13 protein-coding genes are annotated in these 21,380 nt (G+C 46.9%); 3 read left to right on the plus strand and 10 right to left on the minus strand.

Annotated elements, in window-relative coordinates:
• The first annotated feature begins 26 nt into the window (after nucleotides 1-26).
• Nucleotides 27-3,296, plus strand: coding sequence for an Ig-like domain-containing protein (locus K4039_RS28170; RefSeq protein ID WP_265239811.1), 3,270 nt, complete (start codon nucleotides 27-29; stop codon nucleotides 3,294-3,296).
• Between the two features lie 34 nt (nucleotides 3,297-3,330).
• Nucleotides 3,331-6,393 carry an Ig-like domain-containing protein gene (locus K4039_RS28175; RefSeq protein WP_265239813.1) on the plus strand — a complete coding sequence of 1,021 codons (3,063 nt, stop codon included), beginning with the start codon at nucleotides 3,331-3,333 and terminating at the stop codon, nucleotides 6,391-6,393.
• Nucleotides 6,394-6,598: 205 nt separating this feature from the next.
• On the opposite strand, the gene K4039_RS28180 is transcribed toward K4039_RS28175, so the two are convergent.
• From K4039_RS28180 to K4039_RS28225, 10 genes are all read right to left on the minus strand, one after another.
• Nucleotides 6,599-7,303 (minus strand): rhomboid family intramembrane serine protease, encoded by a 705-nt coding sequence (locus K4039_RS28180; RefSeq protein ID WP_265239814.1) that lies wholly within the window; start codon nucleotides 7,301-7,303, stop codon nucleotides 6,599-6,601.
• A gap of 280 nt (nucleotides 7,304-7,583) precedes the next feature.
• Nucleotides 7,584-8,006 carry a hypothetical protein gene (locus K4039_RS28185; RefSeq protein ID WP_265239815.1) on the minus strand — a complete coding sequence of 141 codons (423 nt, stop codon included), beginning with the start codon at nucleotides 8,004-8,006 and terminating at the stop codon, nucleotides 7,584-7,586.
• Nucleotides 8,007-8,098: 92 nt separating this feature from the next.
• On the minus strand, nucleotides 8,099-9,211 hold the full coding sequence (locus K4039_RS28190) for an IS630 family transposase (protein ID WP_265239816.1): 1,113 nt from the start codon (nucleotides 9,209-9,211) through the stop codon (nucleotides 8,099-8,101).
• A 45-nt stretch (nucleotides 9,212-9,256) separates the two neighbouring features.
• On the minus strand, nucleotides 9,257-9,403 hold the full coding sequence (locus tag K4039_RS28195; RefSeq protein ID WP_265239817.1) for a hypothetical protein: 147 nt from the start codon (nucleotides 9,401-9,403) through the stop codon (nucleotides 9,257-9,259).
• A gap of 29 nt (nucleotides 9,404-9,432) precedes the next feature.
• On the minus strand, nucleotides 9,433-11,373 hold the full coding sequence (locus tag K4039_RS28200; RefSeq protein ID WP_321161671.1) for a family 10 glycosylhydrolase: 1,941 nt from the start codon (nucleotides 11,371-11,373) through the stop codon (nucleotides 9,433-9,435).
• Between the two features lie 336 nt (nucleotides 11,374-11,709).
• The gene (locus tag K4039_RS28205) at nucleotides 11,710-13,110 is read right to left on the minus strand and encodes an N-acetylmuramoyl-L-alanine amidase (RefSeq protein WP_265239819.1); all 1,401 of its coding nucleotides are present in this window, start codon (nucleotides 13,108-13,110) and stop codon (nucleotides 11,710-11,712) included.
• Between the two features lie 170 nt (nucleotides 13,111-13,280).
• Entirely contained in the window at nucleotides 13,281-14,378 is a 1,098-nt protein-coding gene (locus tag K4039_RS28210) for a DJ-1/PfpI/YhbO family deglycase/protease (protein WP_265239820.1), read from the minus strand.
• Between the two features lie 181 nt (nucleotides 14,379-14,559).
• The gene (locus K4039_RS28215) at nucleotides 14,560-15,318 is read right to left on the minus strand and encodes an SDR family NAD(P)-dependent oxidoreductase (protein ID WP_265239821.1); all 759 of its coding nucleotides are present in this window, start codon (nucleotides 15,316-15,318) and stop codon (nucleotides 14,560-14,562) included.
• A gap of 266 nt (nucleotides 15,319-15,584) precedes the next feature.
• Nucleotides 15,585-18,611 (minus strand): PAS domain S-box protein, encoded by a 3,027-nt coding sequence (locus tag K4039_RS28220; RefSeq protein WP_265239822.1) that lies wholly within the window; start codon nucleotides 18,609-18,611, stop codon nucleotides 15,585-15,587.
• Nucleotides 18,612-18,645: 34 nt separating this feature from the next.
• The gene (locus tag K4039_RS28225; protein ID WP_265239823.1) at nucleotides 18,646-18,801 is read right to left on the minus strand and encodes a hypothetical protein; all 156 of its coding nucleotides are present in this window, start codon (nucleotides 18,799-18,801) and stop codon (nucleotides 18,646-18,648) included.
• 233 nt (nucleotides 18,802-19,034) lie between these two features.
• Here K4039_RS28225 and K4039_RS28230 point away from each other — a divergent pair, with 233 nt between their 5' ends.
• Nucleotides 19,035-21,221, plus strand: a complete 2,187-nt coding sequence (locus K4039_RS28230) for an EAL domain-containing protein (RefSeq protein WP_265239824.1) — start codon at nucleotides 19,035-19,037, stop codon at nucleotides 21,219-21,221.
• Nucleotides 21,222-21,380 lie beyond the last annotated feature (159 nt).

Genomic DNA, 21,380 nt, shown 5'->3' on the forward strand with positions numbered 1-21,380 from the left:
AACCGTCGTTTAAAGGAGCCAAAATAATGCCCAGTGCAGTACCACGTATCATAATTGAGCCAACTCCAACTCCAGAACCAGCACCAACGCCAACTCCAGAGCCAACGCCGACACCGACACCAACACCAACGCCGACACCGACACCGGCACCGACTCCCCCTCCCTCCGGGGACGACACATTTGGTGGCATAGACGACACCTTGGGCGGAGGCGGTACCACACCCTCAATGATCGGAGGCGTGATCCGGGGCACAGAAGCCAACGACTCCTTAGGAGGCAGTCCCGGCCCCGACGTGATTTCCGGGCTGCAAGGCAACGATACCGTCCTAGGCTTAGACGGCGACGATTTAGTATTTGGCAACGAGGATGACGACGTGCTGTTCGGCGGGCCCGGCAACGACGTACTCGACGGCGGTTCAGGACTCGATACCATGTACGGAGGTAAAGGCAACGACTCCCTCGATGGGGGAAATAACCCCGACCTCCTGTATGGCAATGACGGCAACGACACGGTAATCGGAGGCGAAGGCAAAGACACGGCCTACGGCGGCAAAGGCGGGGACAGCTTGCGCGGCGGGTCGGGCGACGATAGCTTTTTGGGCGACAAAGGCGACGACATCGTGTGGGGCGACCAAGGTAACGACTCGCTCTTCGGTGGCGACGGCGAAGACTTGCTATTTGGCAACGAAGGAGGCGACTGGCTCTACGGAGATGCCGGCGCGGACACAATTTTTGCTGGCGACGGTGACGACATTGTGTTTGGAGGTGCTGGAGATGACATCATCGACGGCGGTGCTGGCAACGACGTGCTGTGGGGCGACGAAGGCAAAGACATTGTGGCCGGAGGCGAAGGCAGAGATGTCTTTGTCATCGGTGGCTTCAGTTCCCCCAGCGGCAGCAGCAACGGCACTAACCCGGCATTTGTGACCACAGGCGGCCCGGATATCGCCGATGCTGACATTTTTACAGACTTTCGCCAAGGCGAAGATTCGATCGGACTCAGCGGCGACCTCAAGTTTGAAGATTTGGTAATCTTCCAAAGCACCGACAACAAAGCCGGCAGCACAATTATTCGCAACGGAGTCAGCGGCGACTTTTTAGCAGTATTGCCCGGAGTTGACAGCAGAACCCTGGGACGCAACTCCTTTGTAATTGCCCCCACAGTTCCTGGCAGCGCTACCCCGCTGCCCCTGCCCACGCCGAGTCCGAGCCCGACGCCGACTCCGACTCCCACACCGACACCGACACTAAGTCCGACTCCCACACCGACTCCTACAGACACTCCGACTCCCACAGACACTCCAACACCGAGTCCGAAGCCGATGTTCCCGACGCCGACGGCAAGTCCGACTCCGACAGGAAGTCCGACTCCGACAGGAAGTCCGACGCCTAGTCCGAGTCCGATTCCAATCGCCACTCCCAATCAGCTTCCAATAGCAGTTAACGACAACTTCACCACGGTTTCGGGTCAAGAACTAAGTCTCAACGTTCTGTTCAACGACACCGATGGGGACAAGAACCCTCTGACTGTCACGACTTTTACTCCAGTAGCCAAGGGGAGCTTGACTCCATTGGGCGGTGGCTTATTCAAATACACCCCGAATCCAGGCTTTTCGGGTGCTGACAGCTTCAGCTACTCCATCTCAGACGGCAACGGCGGCACTGCTCAAGGCCTAGTAACTATCAACGTCAGCAACCCGCCCCAGCTAGTAATTAACGAGGGTGTGGTGGTTGCCAAAGCTGCTCCTACCCAGACAATAACCGCTGCCGATTTGTTGGTGACAGATCCTGACAACTCGCCTTTGGAAATTGTTTACACGATTACCAAAGCTCCCGATGCTACTAGAGGTTTTGTGCAAAGGGGCGCCACTTTTCTCACTGTCGGCGACAAATTTACCCAAGACGATATCAACAACAATATTGTCAAATACAACTTGCTGGCTGCTGGTGGCAGCGATAGTTTTACGTTTACAGCCTCCGATGGGTCTTCCAAGATCGGGCCGGCATCCTTCAGTATTACGGTGGTAGATAATATTGTCGATCGCACCGCACTCCCGGCAAGCACCTTTGCAGGCAGCAACCTCAGCGACTACATCATTGGCGGGGCCGGCAACGATACCATCTCAGGCGGTGCGGGGGACGACATCCTCGACGGCAGGGGTGGCGACGACTTCCTATTCGGTGAAGCAGGTAACGACTCGCTGCTGGGTTCGATCGGCAACGACAACCTCGACGGCGGACTGGGCAACGATACGATCGACGGCGAAGACGGCATAGATTTGCTAATCGGCGGACTGGGCAACGATTTGATGTTCGGCGGCAATGACAACGACACCATCTTGGGCGGTGACAACAACGACACCATTGACGGCGGTGCAGGCAATGACTCGATCTTGGGAGAAGCGGGCGACGACTCGATACTTGGAGGTATTGGCAGCGATACCTTATTGGGTGGAATTGGCGACGACTCGATCGAGGGCGGTGCAGGCGACGACATCCTCGACGGCAGCATCGGCAGAGACTTGCTCGACGGCGGTATCAATAACGATTTCATCTCCGGCGGCGACAGCGAAGACACGATTTTAGGGGGAGAAGGCAGCGACACAGCACTCGGAGGTACCGGCAACGACTACATATTAGGTGAGGGTGGCAGCGACTCTCTGTTCGGCGAAGCGGGAGACGATACTGTAGACGGCGGCGCCGGCAGCGACTGTCTCAGCGGCGCCTTCGGCAACGACTTGGTATTGGGTGGCGATGACAATGACTCGCTTTCCGGCGGTGCGGGCAATGACATTTTGGGCGGCGGGAACGGTTCTGACTTGCTGACAGGCGATGCTGGTAATGATTTCTTCTACTACGAAACTCCGAGTGAAGGTGTGGATATCATTGCTGACTTTAACGCCAATGGTACCGGCACCGACAGATTCTTGTTCAGGTCATCAAATTTTGGAGGTTTAACCAACTCGGGAACTACTAACGATTTCACCAGTTTTATCGTCAGGAATATCGGCAGCGGTGGCGACAACATCAGCAAGCAAGAAGTGATTTTGTTTGAATCTAAATTTGACAACGCTCAAGCAGTCAATGCAGTGTTGAAGAATCAAAACGGTTCGAGCAAAACAGGAGCTTTCTTCGTGTATCTGAACAATACTTTTAACCAGTATGTTCTCGGCTTTGACCCGAATGTGGCAGACGACAGTCTCCCAGCTTTCGATTTGGCAGTGTTGAATTCTATTCCTACAGTGCCGGGAGCTCTGAGCACCGTCATTACTGCCTCTGACTTTAAGTTTATCTAGTCGTTTTTGAGTAGCGTCGCAAGGAGTCCGAAAAATGCCCAGTGCAGTACCAAGAATTATTATACCGGAGACCACTCCTACGCCGTCGCCGGGGACTTCTCCGACGATGACGGGGACTTCTCCGACGATGACGGGGACTTCTCCGACGATGACGGGGACTTCTCCGACGATGACGGGGACTTCTCCGACAATGACGGGGACTTCTCCGACGATGACGGGGACTTCTCCGACAATGACGGGGACTTCTCCGACAATGACGGGGACTTCTCCAACGATGACGGGGACTTCTCCGACGATGACGGGGACGGGCCCAGGGATTACGATCGTACCCGTGGTTAGACCAGTTCCGACTGTACCCACGCCTCCCCCACAGCCGCTGTTTGTCGATGGCGTAGTTGTCGCCAATGACGGGAATAACTATTTAATCGGCAGCTTGTTCAATGACACTATTTCCGGGCGCGACGGGGACGACACGATTCTGGGTCGGGACGGGGACGATATCATCAGGGGCGAAGACGGTAACGATTATCTCAATGGTGGCGCTGATAAAGATATTGTCGAGGGTGGCCGTGGCAATGACACGGCGCGCGGCGGCAAAGGCGATGATTTAGTTTCTGGCGAACTGGGGGACGATATAGCTTTTGGCGATCAGGGCAACGATGTTGTTTTGGGTGCTGAAGGCAACGATACGCTGTACGGCGGTAAAGGGAATGACTGTCTGCGTGGAGGTGGCGAGGACGACCTGATTTTTGGCGACAAGGGCAATGATACTGTTTCTGGCGACACGGGTAATGACTGCCTGATCGGCGCTGCGGGCAATGATATTCTTTTGGGCGGCGACGGCGGGGATGTCATCAGCGGCGGTGTTGGTAACGATACTGGTGACGGTGGCGAGGGTGATGACCTGCTATTTGGGGGAGATGACAATGATTCTCTGTCTGGAGATGCTGGGGATGATATTCTTTCGGGCGATCGCGGGTCTGATACTCTGACAGGAGGCGATGGTTCGGATATCTTTGTTCTCGGTAGGGTTGGTACGTCGGTTTCTAGTAACGGGTTTCTGACTACTGGCGGCCGCGAGATCGGTGATGCTGATTTAATCAGAGATTTTAAGGCAGGAGATGCGATCGGTCTAGCTGGAGGTCTGAACTTTACACAGTTAAACATCTTCCAGGGTCAAGGATCGAATTCTAGCAACACGATTATTCAGGACAAGCAAACTGGCGAATTTTTGGCGGTGTTGGTTGATGTGCGATCGAACTCGCTCGATGAATCGAGGTTCACTACGGCTCAAATACCGCGCGTAGAAGACAATCCCTTCACAATTCAGGGGACAAGTCCTTCTCCAACAACGGGGACAAATCCTTCTCCGACACCGACGGGGACAAATCCTTCTCCGACACCGACGGGGACAAGTGCTTCTCCGACACCAACGGGGACAAGTGCTTCTCCGACACCGACGGGGACAAGTGCTTCTCCGACACCCGCAACGGGGACAAAACCTGTTACCACACCGGTACCGACGGGGACAACTGCTTCTCCAACTCCTAGTCCGACTCCGGCGACGACTCCGACTCCGGCGACGACTCCGACTCCGGCGACGACTCCAACTCCGGCGACGACTCCAACTCCGGCGACGACTCCGACTCCGGCGACGACTCCGACTCCGGGGACAAGTCCGAGTCCGACTCCATCACCATCACCGGGGACAAGTCCGAGTCCAACTCCGTCGCCGGGGACATTGCCGACACTGATTACGAGTCCGACTCCGACTACGGGGACATTGCCGAGTCCCAGTCCTTCTATCGTCCCGACTCCAACGGCGACAACTCCAACTCCTCCACCTTTCGGCGGGGGGCCAGTGCCACCGAGTTTTACCACTCCGACTCCTAACGAACTCCCGATCCTAGAAACTGGCAAGACGCTGACTGCTTTGCAGAATTCGCCTCTGTCTCTCAGCATTTCGCAGCCCACAGATCCAGAGGGCCAGCCCCTATCGATCGGAGTCATCGGAATTCCCAATCCGACTTTTGGTCAAGTAGTTGTCGGTACAACTCCGATCGCCCTGAACCAAAAATTGACAGTTCTGGAATTGCTAGGTTTGAAGTTCCAACCTAAAACAGATGTAATCGGGCAAGCCGGTTCGTTCAGCTACAGCGTAGCGGACGACCAAGGTGGCACGGCGGCAGCCTCAGTGGCGATTAACATCAACTCTTTCGATGCGTCCTCAACCCTTCCGACGACGCTGCCGCCGGTACTTGGCGATGACGGCATCGTATTTACGAGTACGAATAATTTGCTGCCCACTTTCATCGATGTGCTCGCCAACGACTCCAGCCCACAAAAAGGGCCGCTCAGCATTATCAATGTCGGTACGCCGAAACTGGGCATAGCTGTGAATCTGGGCACTCAGGTGCAGTTCATCCCCGGCAACGTAGCGGGTACAACTACTTTCACCTACAGCGTCAGCGACGGATTCGGGACACTTCCGGGCGTAGGTACGATCGCCGTTTCCATCTTGCCGGCTGATAGCGGGCCTAACAGTTTGGTTGGTGGCTCTTTGCCAGATAATTTGAACGGTTTTGCAGGGGCAGATACTGTTGATGGCCAAGGTGGCAACGATACGATCAACGGCGGTTTGGATAACGACGTGCTCGTAGGTGGCTTCGGTGCAGATACCATGACGGGTGGCGGAGGCAGCAATCAATTCCGCTATACCAGCCCTGCTGAGGGTGGGCCGGTGTTTGATGCGGCTTCTTCGGCGGCGATCGATGCTGCGATCGCCGCTGGCGGATACGATGTGATTACTGATTTTACTGGTCTCGGTGTGCCGATCGCCGATCAGTTTAATTTTGCCCCCGGATTCCCGAATCTGAGTAGTGGCACCCAAGTTCTACTGAATGTGCAGACAACTGTTTCTGCAAATATTCTGGGAGGAAGTGCCTTCTTGTTTGCCTACGATTCCGGTGGCAATACATACATCATTTATGATGGCAATGGCAATAACCTCGCCGGCAACGATTCTCGCATTTTGGCGAAGTTAAATGGTGTAACTGGGGTGACATCTCTTTCGGGATTTGACTTCACGTTTATCTAGGAATAGATAGGAAACCACAGAAAAACGCAGAAGACGGGGCGGTTGAAACCGCACCTAGACAAACAAAACCCGCTTGTATAGCGGGTTGAAGACCATAACAGTTGAAATTACGTTATTTTCTTCAGTCCGCGTCGGCGGACTTTGTTTGTGTAGACGCGGTTTCAACCGTACGTCCTCGTTTGTATAGACGCGGTTTCAACTATATCTAAATTTGATTATCCTCAGAAAAAAGCCCCAATAAAGGGCCGAGAATAGCACCGAAAACAAAGCCACCGGCGTGGGCCCAGTAAGCAACTCCCCCGGATTCCATGCCGACACTTGCCGGCGCATTTAACGAAGCCAGGCCGCTCAATGCTTGCTGTGCAAACCAAAATGCTAGAAAGAAGAAAGCGGGGATTCTGACGGTAGTAATAAAGATTCCCAAGGGCAGCAATGTCAAAACTTTGGCTTGGGGATATCTGAGAATGTATGCTCCCATCACGCCTGCGATCGCGCCGCTAGCACCCAAGGAAGGAATAGCCGATGCTGAGGAAAAATACCACTGAGTTAGTGATGCTAAAACGCCGCAGGTAAGGTAAAATATTATAAATTTAACGTGCCCTAAACGGTCTTCTACGTTGTTGCCAAAAATCCACAAAAATAACATATTTCCGGCAATGTGCAGAAAGCCTGCGTGCAGGAATTGCGAGCTAATTAGCGTCGTCCATTCGGGAAATGGCGAAACTGGCAGAGATACCCGGCACATATTGCTTAACTGGCAAGGAACTACCGCCCATGAGTAGAAAAATTGCGTTAATTGGCGATCGGCTAAAGTGAGTTCGTACAAAAATACTAATACGTTGGCAGCAATCAGCCCGAAGGTAACGTAGGGAGTGATACTGGTGGGATTTTCATCGCGTAAGGGAACCACGGCTTTTTTTTCCTCAACATCAAAATATGGGGAATAGGATAGCGCATTTATACCCAATGTGTCTCCTGTCTAGAGGAAGAAGTCAGTTGACAGTTGACAGTAGTTAGAAGGAAAAGGGGTTTGGCTGCGGTTGGATTCATCTTGGCGAAGAGAAAGTGTTTAGACTTATTGCAGGAATCTTTGATTGATATGTCAACCGCAGATGAAAAGCAGATAAGCGCAGATAAACGCAGATAGTTTTAAGATTTTTGGGAATGAGTGCAATGTAAAGTCTAAACAATTAACGTAATTCTCCCCTTTCTAATTTTCCTAGTACAATTAAACTTTCTAAGTCTTCTACCGCATCAGGAACGTAAGTTTTTACTGTTTTTCTTACTAATTCTAAGGCAGTTTCATCAGCCCCTCCTAACATCCGTGTCAAGTCGCCAATATCTATACCACGACTGGCTTGTAATTTCATTAATATCAAATAATGTAATCCGATAATTGGTAAATTATCGGGGGCAATGTTGGGATTTGCGATCGCTTCTCTAACCCAAGGTTGTTGTGATTCAAGAACATCCAGAATACTACCATCTGGTAGTTGCCAACTACTACCACCTATGCTGAGTTCTCCAACTTTTATGCTTCCAGTAGCCACTAATTCTTGATATAAATTTTCAGCATCATCAGTCAATACTAAAATCTCAAGTTTATCAGTCATGCGTTCTGGCATATAAAGTCTGGTTGCAATTCCTCCTACTACTACGAATGGAGTTTGTTTGATAATAGCTTTAATGTTAAGCTGTCAAACATCTAAACTGCATTAACTAAGTTACCTTTGTTTTTTACTTTTCGGTTCCATTTCATAATTAGTTCTCCTTCATTTAACAATTGATTTAACAGTGACTCTAGTTTTTCAACGGAGTCAAATAATCTATTAGCAACATATTCCTTAGCCGAATGCCATACCAACTCAACTAAGTTGTAGTCCGGGCTATACTTGGGCAAAAACTCTATGATTAGATTAGGCATCTCTGCTGCTATTTTCTGCAAAATTTCTGCTTTTTTATGAAAACTAGCATTGTCCAAAATAATGACAAACTTACAGCCTTTATCTTGAAAATCTTCCGCTAAATTTCCTTGCAATATCCACTCGGCTCTTAAATCTCCATAAAAATTTTTCAGCACTGCATAAAAATTAGCAGAATTTCCAGATGGAATAAAATCTACCCATCTTTTCTTGTCTGAATACCTCACTCCACCCATGACATTAATACGACCCTTTCTTCGGTCTCCTCTTTTCTTGCTTCGACTCCCTTTTCTACACCAATTTTTTCTTCTAATTACTCTCAAACTAAATCCACTCTCATCCCAAAACCATACCTGTAGAAGAGCTGGAGATTCTTTTGCTATTCTTAGGTACTCAGCTAATTTATCTTTAAATAAACTCCTCTCTACGGTATCTTGCTTATCCTCTAAGCTATATTTAGCCCAGAGGTAGACATACTTTTTTGATTTTAAAATCCTCCTTACTTGGGTACTACTCAACTCGATTCCTGTCTTTTCTCCTAGATATATTGCCAGTCTGGCTGTCGTCCATCTCCCGAATTCATAGCCACATTGCTCAGGCTCTAGTTCAATGGTCTTTAAAAGTAAATTAATGTATTCTTCTGTAGCTTTCCGGTAGTTACCCTTCATTCTCTCATCTTTAAAACTATCTAAATTAGCAGGGTCGCCATGAATGCTCCAGTAAGCGACTTTTCTTAGAGAACATCCAATTAATTCAGCAGTTTGAGCTTGTGTATTTCCGTTATTTAGTAACAAAAAAATTAAGGCTCTTTGCCGAATGTCTGGATGTTCATGCTCTTTTAATGCTTGTTGAAGAGTTTCCTTTGTCTCGGAACTGAGGAAGTTTTTAGTAGGCATTGACTTTTTATAAATATCATCATAGTATACTATACAATATGCGTTTTAGATGCTGAACAGCTTAGTCACCGGACGGTTCCAAGTTCTTTTGCTGAGAAACTCTAAGGTACTGCCACTACCAGGACGGCATCTGCGTAGGGCAATTTCAATGTAAATTTTTCGTCTTTGTTCGGGAAGTCTCAGGTTTTGCATATTCTTGTTTACCTTACATTTATATTTTATTAGCCTATTTCTATGAAAACTCCTACACTTTCTACAGCCATGATACTCACCGCACACAAAGCGTAAATCCCAGTTCCTACCGCGACTTCTACTGTGTCTGCATTGAGGATTTTGATGAGCTTCCAGCTATCGCCATTCTTTTGATAAAGCGTCCAGGAACGAATGTTTTTATCGGCGGGATTTTTCCACTGCAAAATATTGCTGTTGCCAATTTTTTGGACTACGACTGATGCGGGAGGGGCTGGCCGCGTTCCATTTTGCCAAGGCATTACGGGAACGAGTGCGGGTTGCGTATATGTATTGGATTTGAAATTATCGTATATTTTTTGACGATTGTCGCTAAATGCTTTCATGCTGAAGAAAACATTGCCTAAAGCTAAGTTTTGTTTGGAGTTGCGCGTAATCTCAATTTGATTGTTGATTTCCTCTACATTCCACTTCTGACCGTCAAGTTTTCCTAAGTTATTTCCCACGTAAATATGTCGGTTTTGTGGGTTGTTTTCTAGCCACCATTTCAGCAAAACTGGATAGCTTTGAGCTGTTTGGTCGATGCGCCAGTAAAGTTGCGGATTTAGATAATCTACCCAACCTGATACTAACCATTTTTTGGCATCGGCGTAAAGTGTTTCGTAGGCATCTAAACCGCGACTTTGCGGCGGCTGGCCAGGGCGATATATGCCGAAGGGACTGATGCCGAATTTAACGTTTGGTTTGGCTGCTCGAATTCCTTCTCCTAGTCTTTTAACTAGCTTGTTAACATTTTCCCGACGCCAATCTCCTAAATTCATTTTTCCGCCTCTGGAGACGTAACTATTGTAAATCTTGCTGTCGGGAAATTCTTTGCCGGCAATCGGATAAGGATAGAAATAATCGTCAAAGTGAACGCCGTCTATATCGTATCGTTTTACTACGTCTAAAATGACGTTGTAAGTCTTGTCTACAACTAAATCAATTCCTGGATCCATCCACAAGTCGTCTCCCCACGGATAAACGCATTCGGGATTGGTAACAGAGATGTGCGGGCTGACGTTGGGAGGGGTTTGGGTATAAGAAACTTTGGCGCGGTAGGGATTTAACCAAGCGTGAACTTCGATGTTGCGTTTGTGGCTTTCTGCAATGGCAAATGTTAAAGGGTCATAATAAGGTTCTGGTGGCTTTCCTTGAGTTCCTGTTAGCCACGCACTCCAAGGTTCTAATTGTGAGGCGTAAAGGGCATCGCCTGCTGCTCTAATTTGGAGAATAATTGCATTGAAATTCATTTCTTGCAGCCTGTCAAGAATTTTTAGCAGTTCGGCTTTTTGCTGTTCTGTTGAGAGTTTGTTGCTCAAGGGCCAGTCAATGTTCCACACTGATGTGATCCAAACTCCGCGAAATTCTCGCTGGTGGTTGACGTAAACTTGGGGTCTGGGAACTTTGCTAAGAACTATAATATATTGATTGTATATTGCTGGCGCTTTTTTGAGATGTACTAATGCTTGATAAACCCAGGCTGCGACATCGCCTCTGGTTGCATTTCCGGCGGGATTTAATAGGTTTAAATTGGGGGAGTTGACGACTATTTCGGATTGGGTGGCTATGACGATCGCCTTTTTGGCATAATTGGGAATTTCTGTACTGTCTTGGTAGATGTTTGAGAGAACCAGATTGGTTGTTGGTTGAGCGTTTGACCCAAATATGCCGCTAACTAAGGCAACTAATGCCTCGGCTCTGGTAATCCTGTTTTCGGGCTTAAACAGGTTGTCGGGATAGCCGGAGATAAACCCTCTTTTATATGCTGTTTGAATGGCGGCGGCGGCCCAGTGAGTGGCGGGAACGTCGATAAAGGGAATGTAGGGCCGTTTGTCGGGTACGGGAAAAGCTTTGCTGACAATGGCGGCAAATTCGGCGCGGGTGAGGTTGCTGTTGGGGCGAAAAGTGCGATCGGGAAAACCGCTGATCACGGCCCGTTCTACTAGGCCGTCAATGAATATTTTTGCCCAATGATTTTGAGTGTCTGAAAATTGGATGTTGCTGGAAACCATAGTGATAAGAAGAAGGAAGAAGGAAGAAGGAAGAAGGAAGAAAGCTTGTGTTTTATCGTTGCCAAGCTATTGCTTGTAACGGCAAATCAAAAAAATATTATGAGTGGGAATAATAACCAGCCCAAGTAGTTAAATAAAAATGCAGAACAGCTAACTAATCGTAGGGTGCGGAGCAGGTAATTTTTTTGAGTCTGCGATAGCTACATTAAGCTCTGATGCACCCTAAGATAGTCTTTGATTTAAATGCAGATAAATTTATAACAAACCTGCATTTTCGTACAAAAGCCGGATGATATTGATAATTTTTTGTCCGTATAAGGGGTCAGAATTCCAGCGACCTGCAAGTTCATTGACGGTGGGGGCGACACCGCGCTTGACAAAGCGAAAACGCACGTTTTCTTTAACTAAAGGTTGGTCGATAGGTTCGATGCTGCCGTAAGCTTTTAGGTGCTGAATTTGCGCTCTAATTCCTGTCCGGGCGTCGGGAAATGAGAGGCCGGAATTTGTGGGGCTGATGACTCCCATGTCGGCAAAGTTAAATTGTTCTGCTTTGACTGCAATGCCAAATTTGAGATAGTTTGTTTCTAAACACATTTGGCAAAAAGCTACGTCGTGGCTGACTCCTTCGGCGGCTGCTTCTTGCACGTAAATTTGAGGTAAATTCGGAAAGTCTGCTAGGGCTTTGCTGTTATTTTTGGTGAGAAATGTTGTCATTTGTTGGGCGGTAGTTAGACCGCGATCCATGATTTTTCCTACGCCTGAGAGGATATCGCGGCGCGATCGCAGCACTACTGATGTTGTAGACTGATCCCATGCTACGGAGATATCCCGATCGCGCAAGTCGATCGCCCGCACGAAGACTACTCCATTGTACGTGACCCGGCGATCGACTGCCTCTGGTTTGATGTTGAGAATGTCTAGAACTTCGGAAGGGACAAAAGCATTTCCGTTCACCAAAATGCCTTTATCTTCGTGCGGCCCACCGTTGATTTGGATATTAATTAAGGGATAAACTACAGGTTTTGGTGCGGGAGTCGGTGCGGGAGTCGGTGCGGGAGTCGGTGCGGGAGTTGGTGTTGGCAAGGGTTTCAAATTCGTATTTTTTAACCAAGCTTCGAGTCCGTCAGCGAGTCCGAGGGCGACATCGCGGCGACGAGTTTGAATAATTCGCAAGTCATCGGGACTGGTCAAAAAACCGAGTTCAATAAGTAGCGAAGGAATGTTGATGCGCCGACAAAATCCGAGGCTACCAACACCAGCTTCAGTATCTGCTTTTGCGCCGCGGCTTGGTATTTCTCGGCACCTGCGTAAATAGCCGTTTAAAATTAAATCCGCATCTGCTTTTCGCGTGGGGTTGCTGCCAATATAAAACGCGGTGGCGCCGCGAACTTGGGGACTAGAAAAAGAGTCGCCGTGAATTTCTACCGCTACATCTCCCGCGAGGCTGCGATTGTTTATCCAAGCGATAGTTTCTAGCAAACTCAGAGTATCGGGTACGGAGAAAGTTGCTAGACCTCGCTGCTTTAATTCCGCTACTAATAAGTCGCGAGTTAGGATCATTTCCTGGGCTTCGGTGGTGCCAAGTGCGATCGCCCCCAGATCCCGCAAGCTGCCTTCAAACCCGCCGTGTCCCGCTGAAACAAAAATAGAACCCATTTAATAAAACTCTCCACCTTACAGTTACTTCAGTGTCAGCTTTTTAGTCTTGGGTTTAATTTTACCGCAAAGGCGTGTATTTTATCATTGCACAACAAATTTGTAGTTGTGTTCAGGGTGAGGGTTTTAACCCCTAGACACAACTACAAACTGGTTAATCCGCGTGCAGATTACATCTTGACAGCGGGGCTAGTTGAAGGTTTTGGCGCTTTAATTTCTTGAGATACTGCACGGGCACGGAAGAGTTTAGCAACGGCTTGCTCGCACTTGGACAAATCCGCTTCTATCTCTGTAAAAATGGCAGTTGATACCGGATCTGTGAACTTCGCCCGCAGGTGGTTGATATCGACAACACCTGTTTGCAAATCGCCGAGAGTGCTGCGCAGCAAGAAAGTTTCATCTGTTCCTTGCATGGAGGATTTTAATTTAGCGTATTTGTCAGCAATTTGGGCGGGAATTGAGGGTTTTTCGCCGAAATCGTTGAGGCGGTTTTCGAGAGCGAGGATGTGTTTCTGTTTATTTTGGATCATTTCCGTCAGGAGCGATCGCAAATCGCTATCTCCGGTTTTTTCCGCATAATGTTGAAAGGCTTCGCAAGCATAGCGTTCCCCTGCGAGGGCGGTATTCAAACCTTTAACAATGTCGCTTTGTGTGGAGCCTCCCCAACCATTAGCTAGTTTCCACCATTCTGCACTGATGTCCGTTTCTTCGGGTAAACCAACTGCTTTGCCACCGTAACCGAGGCGCGCCATAATTGCTGTAGTAAATATTGCTAAATCTCCGGGTTGGCGGGAAGTAATCAAGTTGCCGTCAACTACTAAAGGTTCGTTAATGTAGTTAGCTCCGGCATTTATCATGTCTGTTTTAATTGCCAAGAAACCCGTCGCTTTTTTGCCTTTGAGCGCGTCAGCTTCAATCAAAAGTTGCGGGCCGTGACACACAGCAGCGACTATTTTTCCTTGTTCAATCGCTTCTTTGACAAACCGCACTGTATTCGGATTTGTCCGCATTGTATCGGGAGCCATGCCGCCGGGAATTATCACTGCATCGAATTCTTCTGCTAATGATTCGGCGGTAGTTCCGTCAGCTTGCTGGGCAACTTTACCATTTTTACCGGCATATTTTTCGTTTGTCCGCGAACCGAGGACAACTACATCAAATCCTGCTTGTTTTAAGGCGTTGTAAGGAACTAGAAATTCCGAATCTTCAACTCCATTTTCGATCAGGATAGCAACTCGTTTGCTTTTGGTTACGTTATCTGCTGTCATAATCAGTTTTCCTTAAGGTAGTATTTTATATAATTTAATTTATTTGTTGCTGTTTTCGCGTCTGGCTAAGGTTATAAATTGGTTGGTGGCAAAATGTGTGTTCATGAGTCTTTGGAGGTAGTCGTAAGGTGCGCATTGCGCACCCTACAATTAGATGTTTTGTGCAGTATCACGGATAGCATCAATGCACGTAAGATGCTCCGTTAATGTCGATCGTTGTTCCGGTAGCGTGGGTTGCCAAACCTGATGCTAGAAAGGCGATAACGTTGGCGACATCTTGAGGAGGGGCGATTTTGCCGATCGGGATATCGCGCACAATCTGTGCTTCGCCAAACTCCCGAATAAACTTATCTGCCATTTCCGTACTGACAAATCCCGGTGCAACAGTAAAAGCCAAAATATTCTCAGCCGCAAATCCTCTAGCAATGCTGCGAGTTAAAGCAACAATCGCACCTTTTGAGGCGGCGTAGTGCAGGTAATTCGGGTCATCGCCACGAAAAGCAGCGCGACTTGCTATATTAATAATTGTACCACCTTTGCGAGTCTTAAAATGCAGAATTGCTTCGCGGCACAAGTCTGCAACAGCAACTAAATTAACTTGTAGAGTTTGCTGCCAAGCTGACGACCAAACATCAAAATCGTCCTCTATCTCCGCTGACTGCATAATCCCAGCATTGTTAACTATAATATCAATATGACCGCGCCATTTTAAAGCATCTTGCCACAAACTATAAGCCGCCTTTGGTAACATCAAATCAGCAGCTAATAAATAACATTTATCGCCCGCGACACTTGCTGCTACCGATTCCGCCGCTTGCTGACTGCGACAGTAATGCAAAATCACCTCGGCCCCAGCATTAACCAGAGTCCGAACCGTCGCTGCACCAATGCCTTTCGAGCCGCCCGTTACTAAAATTACCTTTCCAGTTAAATCAATCATTTTTCCATCTCTATCTTTTCTCTTTCTCTGCGCCCTCTGCGCCCTCTGCGGTTAATAAAAAAAATAAATCCCGTTCACAAACGAAAGAGAATTGCTATATGATACAGCACATTCCATCTAATGTGTGTGTATGTAATTTCCTCATGCTGATGGATATCTGCAATAGACATCTCCAAAAACTCCCAAATCCTTTCCCCTGTTGATTTCTATTGGAAATATACCCACTGCTGAAAGCACTATAGCTTCTTTGTCCTTAAACTCGATAACTAAACGGGATTCGGGAGCAGAGGTCGAATTAACTCCATAACTTGGTCATACTGAAAGTTATTGACACAATCAATTAGCGCACTGGAAAGGGTTGGTTTAGATGCGGGAATTTGTTTGATTAGCTCGTTCATGACTTCAAAATCAACCTCGTAGGCAGCTTGATACATTTGTTCTAACCACTCAGAGGACATCACGGCTAAATCTTCTGGAGATAAATAATCAACAAATAGTTTTTGGGAATCTTTTCCTACAACTGTGTAGATGTACTCTACTCCCAAGTGTTGAGCGAGTTTGTCAAAGACGAGCCCTTCCTGAAATGGCTTGCTCATAAAGTCGTCACAACCAGCCATAAGAGCTTTCTCTCGCTCTTCTTCAAAAGCACTGGCAGTTAAAGCAATAATGACAGTCTCTTTTCCATGAGGGTGTTCTCTAATGCGTTTAGTAGCTGTGTAGCCATCCACGATCGGCATTCGTAGATCCATCCAAATCAGGTTTGGGAACCAACTTTCCCACATTCCGAGTGCTTCAACTCCCTGTGTTGCTTGGCGCACCTCAAAACCTACTGAGGTAAGGAGTTTGACCAATAAGCGGCGATTTTCCTCTACATCTTCAACCACAAGGATGCGGTAAGTTGGTTGTCCTGGAGCTATACCAATCACTCTTTGTTTAGGCAATTCTGAGGCAACGCAGACTGCTTGAGGTAACTTTACCCCAACTTCAAAGTAAAAAATGCTGCCCTGATTCAATGTGCTTTGAACCCGAATCTGACTACCCATGAGTTGGACAAATCTTTGGCTGATAGCTAGACCTAGACCAGTACCTTGATTCAATTTATTCCCAGCTTCAGCTTGCACGAACGCCTTAAATAAGCTGTCAACTTCTGTTGGATCAATTCCCACTCCAGTATCCTCAATTTCAAAACATAGGCGACAGGACGTTTGGTCGATTTGTTCTGATCTCACTCGTAAGGTAACGCTTCCTTGATTAGTAAACTTAATCGCATTACCGAGCAGATTGACTAAGACTTGATACAGTTTTTTCTCATCGCTATGTACAAATTGGGGAAGATTGGGTTCTCGCTCGACAATTAGTTTCAATCGTTTCGATTGGGCTTTAATTTGGAACATTTCTTCAATAGAATTCAGCCAATTTTTTAGCTCAAAGTCAGAAAGATAGAGTGTCATCTGTCCGCTCTCAATTTTGGATAAATCTAAAATGTCGTTAATCAATTCCAATAAATGTTCGCCGCTACGATTGACGATCGCCAGATCTTGTTGGAGTTCGGGAGTCAGAACAGGATCGTAACTCATCAATTGCGTAAATCCCAAAATAGCATTGAGAGGAGTACGGAGTTCGTGGCTCATATTGGACAGGAACATACTTTTGGCTCGGTTGGCTGTTTCTGCTGCTTCTTTAGCTTGCTGAAGTTCCAACTCGGCTTGTTTGCGATCGCTAATGTCAATTAAATATCCCAACATTTCCACTGGTCTACCTGCAGGATCTCGAATTAGTCTGAGGTGATTGAGCATCCAGCGATAAACCCCATCTGAGTGACGCATACGGTATTCATGGAAATAAAAATCATTGACGAATGGATTGGCTAAGCCATTAAGCACTCGTTCTCCATCATCTGGGTGTAAGTTATCCACCCAAAATTTAGAATCTGCTAAAAACGCAATGCTTTCATAGCCCAATACATCTTTGACATTTTCGCTGATGAACGTTGCTCGATAATCGCCATCAGGTTTACAGCTAAAAATAACGACGGGGCTGTAGTTCAGGAGAAAGTTGAGGCGATTTGTGGTAGCTTGCAAGGCTTGCTCAGCTTGTTTGAGCTCTGTCACATCCTCCTGAACTGCAACCAATACGGTTCCATATTCAGGATGCTCAAACCTAGACGCATGAACCCTGCACCAAAAAAGTCTTCCATCTTTTTTCTTATTGTAGACTTCATATTTTGCTTCTCCTTGCTGCTCAATTTGAGTGACAACATCTTCAAGGCTTTTGTTGGGTGTAATCTCTGCATCGAGGTAATTTATTATACCAACAGATTGACCGGCGAGTTCACCCTCTGCATAGCCAAACATCTCATCAAACTTGGGATTGGTGTAGACGATCGTCAGATCTGATGCTTTGACTAAACACACTCCACCTGCCATGTTATGCATAATAACACTCTGAAGCTCTAGCGTCTTTTGAGATTCTTTTCGAGCGGTAATTTCTTGGATCTGAGAAATAAAATGCAGTGGATTTCCCTGTCCATCTTGTACTAGCGACACATCAAGAAGACTCCAAACTATATTTCCTTGTTTATGGAAATACCGTTTTTCTATTTGGTAATTTGAAATTGTTCCTGCTAATAGCTGATGTACATAACTAAGATCCAGGTCTAAATCGTCGGGATGGGTAATGTCTTGGAAAGTTAACGCTAACAACTCTTCTGAGGAGTAGCCAAGAATCTGACATAAGGCAGGATTGACTTTAACCCATTGCCCATCAAGTGAAACGAGCGCCATTCCAATTGACGCATTTTCAAACGCCTTGCGAAACTGCTCTTCACTGTTTCGTAAAGCCACCTCAATTTGTTGGCGTTCCTTTTCAGCCCGCTTGCGCTCGTCGATCTCATTCTCTAAGGCTTGATTGGCCACAATAAGTTGAGCTGGAGTAGGTAAAGCTAAGGCAGATGGAATTAAAAACAGTAGCTCAGATGCAGTATATATAGAAATCAGAGCAGTAATAGCTTTAATTCCTCCCGAAAGCCAATAAGTAGGATACCAAAGCGTCCAAATTTCCATGATATGAGTTGTACCACAGGCAATTATGAAGGCGCTAAACAGAAAAACTACTTTCAGAAATGGAGTATCTTGGCGCTGTCGCACAAAGTAGATTAGCATGATTGGGATGGAGTAGTAAGCTAAAGCGATTAAACCATCGGATAAAATATGTAATCCTACTAAGTTTGTTTGCCAGAGATAGCAGTGACCATGAGGAATGAATCCTCCACTTTCAAAAATTTGTGTAATCATACCTAACCTGAATAATTCATGAGTGCTGAAGTGCTTAGCGATTTAGTTCTGCCATTGCCCGCTTGATCGTCGAATTCCTACCGGGAAAACCACTTTTGAGTAGGGAAATGTCAAATTGCCAACCCAGCAGCACGAGACATCCGATCGCAATGACGAGTAGATTTGCCCTTTGAGAAATGTGCTTGTTCATAAATCGGCTGCTTGGGTTAAAACACTGTTCTTCTGATGTTACGCGAAGCGAAGAAGGGCAACTACGGGGGGAGTGTCCCTACCTGAACAAGTCAGATTTTGTAGTGACTGTGCACCGTGCCAGCCCTAGATATCTGCGATGCACGAATTCTTTATGCGTAAAGTGAGTTGATGATCGCCTAATAATTCAAGTATACTCTTATTCATAGGCTTATAATCCTCTGGCAAGAAAGTATGGAAATCAGTAGGATTGTCGATAGAACTAGGGATAGGGTTAGCGATCCAGGTACCAACTACCGAGGCAATATTTTAATTGTTGACGATCTGCCTGAGAACCTGCGTCTTCTCAGTCGTACTTTGAACGCACATGGTTATAAAGTTCGCAGTGCCACAACAGGCGCAATGGCTATCCGAGCCGCCCAATCGCGATGGACGGAACTAATTTTACTCGACATTAAATTGCCTGATTTGGATGGCTATGAAGTTTGTAAACAATTAAAATCTGACGATAAAACCGCAGGCATTCCGATAATTTTTTTGAGTGTTCTCAATGAAACTTTCAATAAGGTTCAGGGGTTTGCTGTTGGTGGGGTAGATTATATTGCTAAGCCGTTTCAAGTCGAAGAAGTATTAGCTCGTGTCGAAACTCACCTAACCATCCGACGGTTGCAACAAAGCCTCCAAAAGCAGAATTTACTTCTCTTGAGAGAAATTGAAGAACGCGAACGTCTCGAAGAGTCCCTCTTTGCCGAAAAAGAACTAGCTCAAGTGACGCTCCAATCGATTGGCGATGCAGTTATTACTACTGATGCTCAAGGTAATGTGCGATATTTCAATCCTATCGCTGAGCAACTGACAGGCTGGAAGGCTCATGAGGCTAAGGGACTCCCCCTGTCTACAGTCTTTGTAATTGTCAATGAAGTAACGCGAAAGCCAGTAGAGAATCCGATTAGCAAGGCTCTGTTGGAGAATCGAATTGTGGGCTTAGCTAACCATACCATTCTCGTTGCCCGCGATGGGACGGAGTATGCCGTTGAGGACTCAGCAGCACCGATTCGAGACCGCGAAGGTCAAATTATCGGGGCAGTCATCGTCTTTCATGATGTTACCGAATCGCGCAATCTTGCTAGTCAAATCTCTTGGGAAGCCACTCACGATGCTCTGACGGGTTTAATCAACCGTCGAGGATTTGAGCAGCAACTAATTGAGGCGATCGCCTCTGTTCAAGATAGCAATCAGCAGCACGCTCTCTGTTATTTAGATTTAGACCAGTTCAAAGTCGTTAACGATACCGCAGGTCATATTGCTGGCGATGAGCTACTGCGCCAAATCACTACACTTTTACAAAAGGGAGTTCGCGCTAATGACGCGCTGGCTCGCTTGGGAGGTGATGAATTTGGTCTTTTGCTTACTCAATGTCCCCTCTCTCAAGCAGCTAAGATTGCGGAACAACTCAAAGACCTAGTGCATCAGTTTCGGTTTATTTGGAATGGCAAAACCTTTATTATCGGAGTCAGCATTGGAGTTGTTGCCATTGACCAAACCAGCCAAGATTTGATGGAGGTTCTGGGAGCGGCTGATGCAGCTTGTTATGCGGCCAAAGCCAGAGGCCGCAACTGTGTTCATGTTTATAGCCTAGATGATAGCGAACTAATTAGACAACGTGGTGAGAGACTGGCGGTTTCCCAAATCAGTCGAGCGTTGGAAACGAATCGTTTTTGTCTCTATTACCAAAAGATTGTCTCTATTACTTCTAACCAATCAGTAGAGCATTATGAAATTTTGCTAAGAATGCTAGACAAAAATGGAGAAATAGTCGCTCCCAATGAGTTTATTCCCGCCGCCGAGCGTTATGGATTGATAACTGAGATCGATTGTTGGGTAATCGAAACTTTTTTCTCAAATTATCATAATTTATCTGGGCAACAAGTTCTTACTAATGGCTTATATACGATTAATATTTCAGGCGCTAGCATTAGTAACAATCAATTTATGAGATTTTTGATAGAACAATTTCCTCGCTACCAAGTTCCTCCTCAGAGTATTTGTTTTGAAATCACGGAAACCGCAGCGATCGCGAACTTTGAGCAAGCCAGAAATTTCATGAGCGAACTCAAAAAAATTGGTTGTCGCTTTGCTTTAGATGATTTTGGCAGCGGGTTGAGTTCCTTTGCGTATCTGATCAATTTACCAGTTGATTATCTAAAAATTGATGGTACTTTTGTCAAGAATATTAGCCATAATTTGATTTCTCAAGCGCTCGTTGAAGGCTTTAATGATATTGCCCATGCGATGAATCTGGAAACTATAGCTGAGTTTGTCGAAAACGAGACTATCTTAGAGAAATTGCGGGAGATTGGAGTAGATTATGCTCAGGGTTATGGAATCGCCCGCCCCGTCCCTATTAACTTTAATCGCTAGTCGATCGCACTCAGCCAGCGAACCCATTGCCTCACGCCTGCGTCCAGTCGGTCGGCCTCCAAGAGTCGATCGCCCGCTGCTACAAGGCTTCCTCAATTTACTGTGTCACATTTAGATCGAATGTGCTGTAATTGTAAAGGATTGAGTGTTCTATTGGAA

It is taken from the genome of Lyngbya sp. CCAP 1446/10, from assembly GCF_026130175.1.
Taxonomy (GTDB): domain Bacteria; phylum Cyanobacteriota; class Cyanobacteriia; order Cyanobacteriales; family Microcoleaceae; genus Microcoleus.

What these genes read in the sequence shown, in the direction of transcription:
- K4039_RS28220 (WP_265239822.1), bottom strand. Translation starts at nt 18,611, where the DNA reads ATGATTACACAAATTTTTGAAAGTGGAGGATTCATTCCTCATGGTCAC.
- K4039_RS28170 (WP_265239811.1), top strand. Translation starts at nt 27, where the DNA reads ATGCCCAGTGCAGTACCACGTATCATAATTGAGCCAACTCCAACTCCA.
- K4039_RS28215 (WP_265239821.1), bottom strand. Translation starts at nt 15,318, where the DNA reads ATGATTGATTTAACTGGAAAGGTAATTTTAGTAACGGGCGGCTCGAAA.
- K4039_RS28205 (WP_265239819.1), bottom strand. Translation starts at nt 13,110, where the DNA reads ATGGGTTCTATTTTTGTTTCAGCGGGACACGGCGGGTTTGAAGGCAGC.
- K4039_RS28175 (WP_265239813.1), top strand. Translation starts at nt 3,331, where the DNA reads ATGCCCAGTGCAGTACCAAGAATTATTATACCGGAGACCACTCCTACG.
- K4039_RS28230 (WP_265239824.1), top strand. Translation starts at nt 19,035, where the DNA reads ATGGAAATCAGTAGGATTGTCGATAGAACTAGGGATAGGGTTAGCGAT.
- K4039_RS28190 (WP_265239816.1), bottom strand. Translation starts at nt 9,211, where the DNA reads ATGCCTACTAAAAACTTCCTCAGTTCCGAGACAAAGGAAACTCTTCAA.
- K4039_RS28185 (WP_265239815.1), bottom strand. Translation starts at nt 8,006, where the DNA reads ATGACTGATAAACTTGAGATTTTAGTATTGACTGATGATGCTGAAAAT.
- K4039_RS28210 (WP_265239820.1), bottom strand. Translation starts at nt 14,378, where the DNA reads ATGACAGCAGATAACGTAACCAAAAGCAAACGAGTTGCTATCCTGATC.
- K4039_RS28195 (WP_265239817.1), bottom strand. Translation starts at nt 9,403, where the DNA reads ATGCAAAACCTGAGACTTCCCGAACAAAGACGAAAAATTTACATTGAA.
- K4039_RS28225 (WP_265239823.1), bottom strand. Translation starts at nt 18,801, where the DNA reads ATGAACAAGCACATTTCTCAAAGGGCAAATCTACTCGTCATTGCGATC.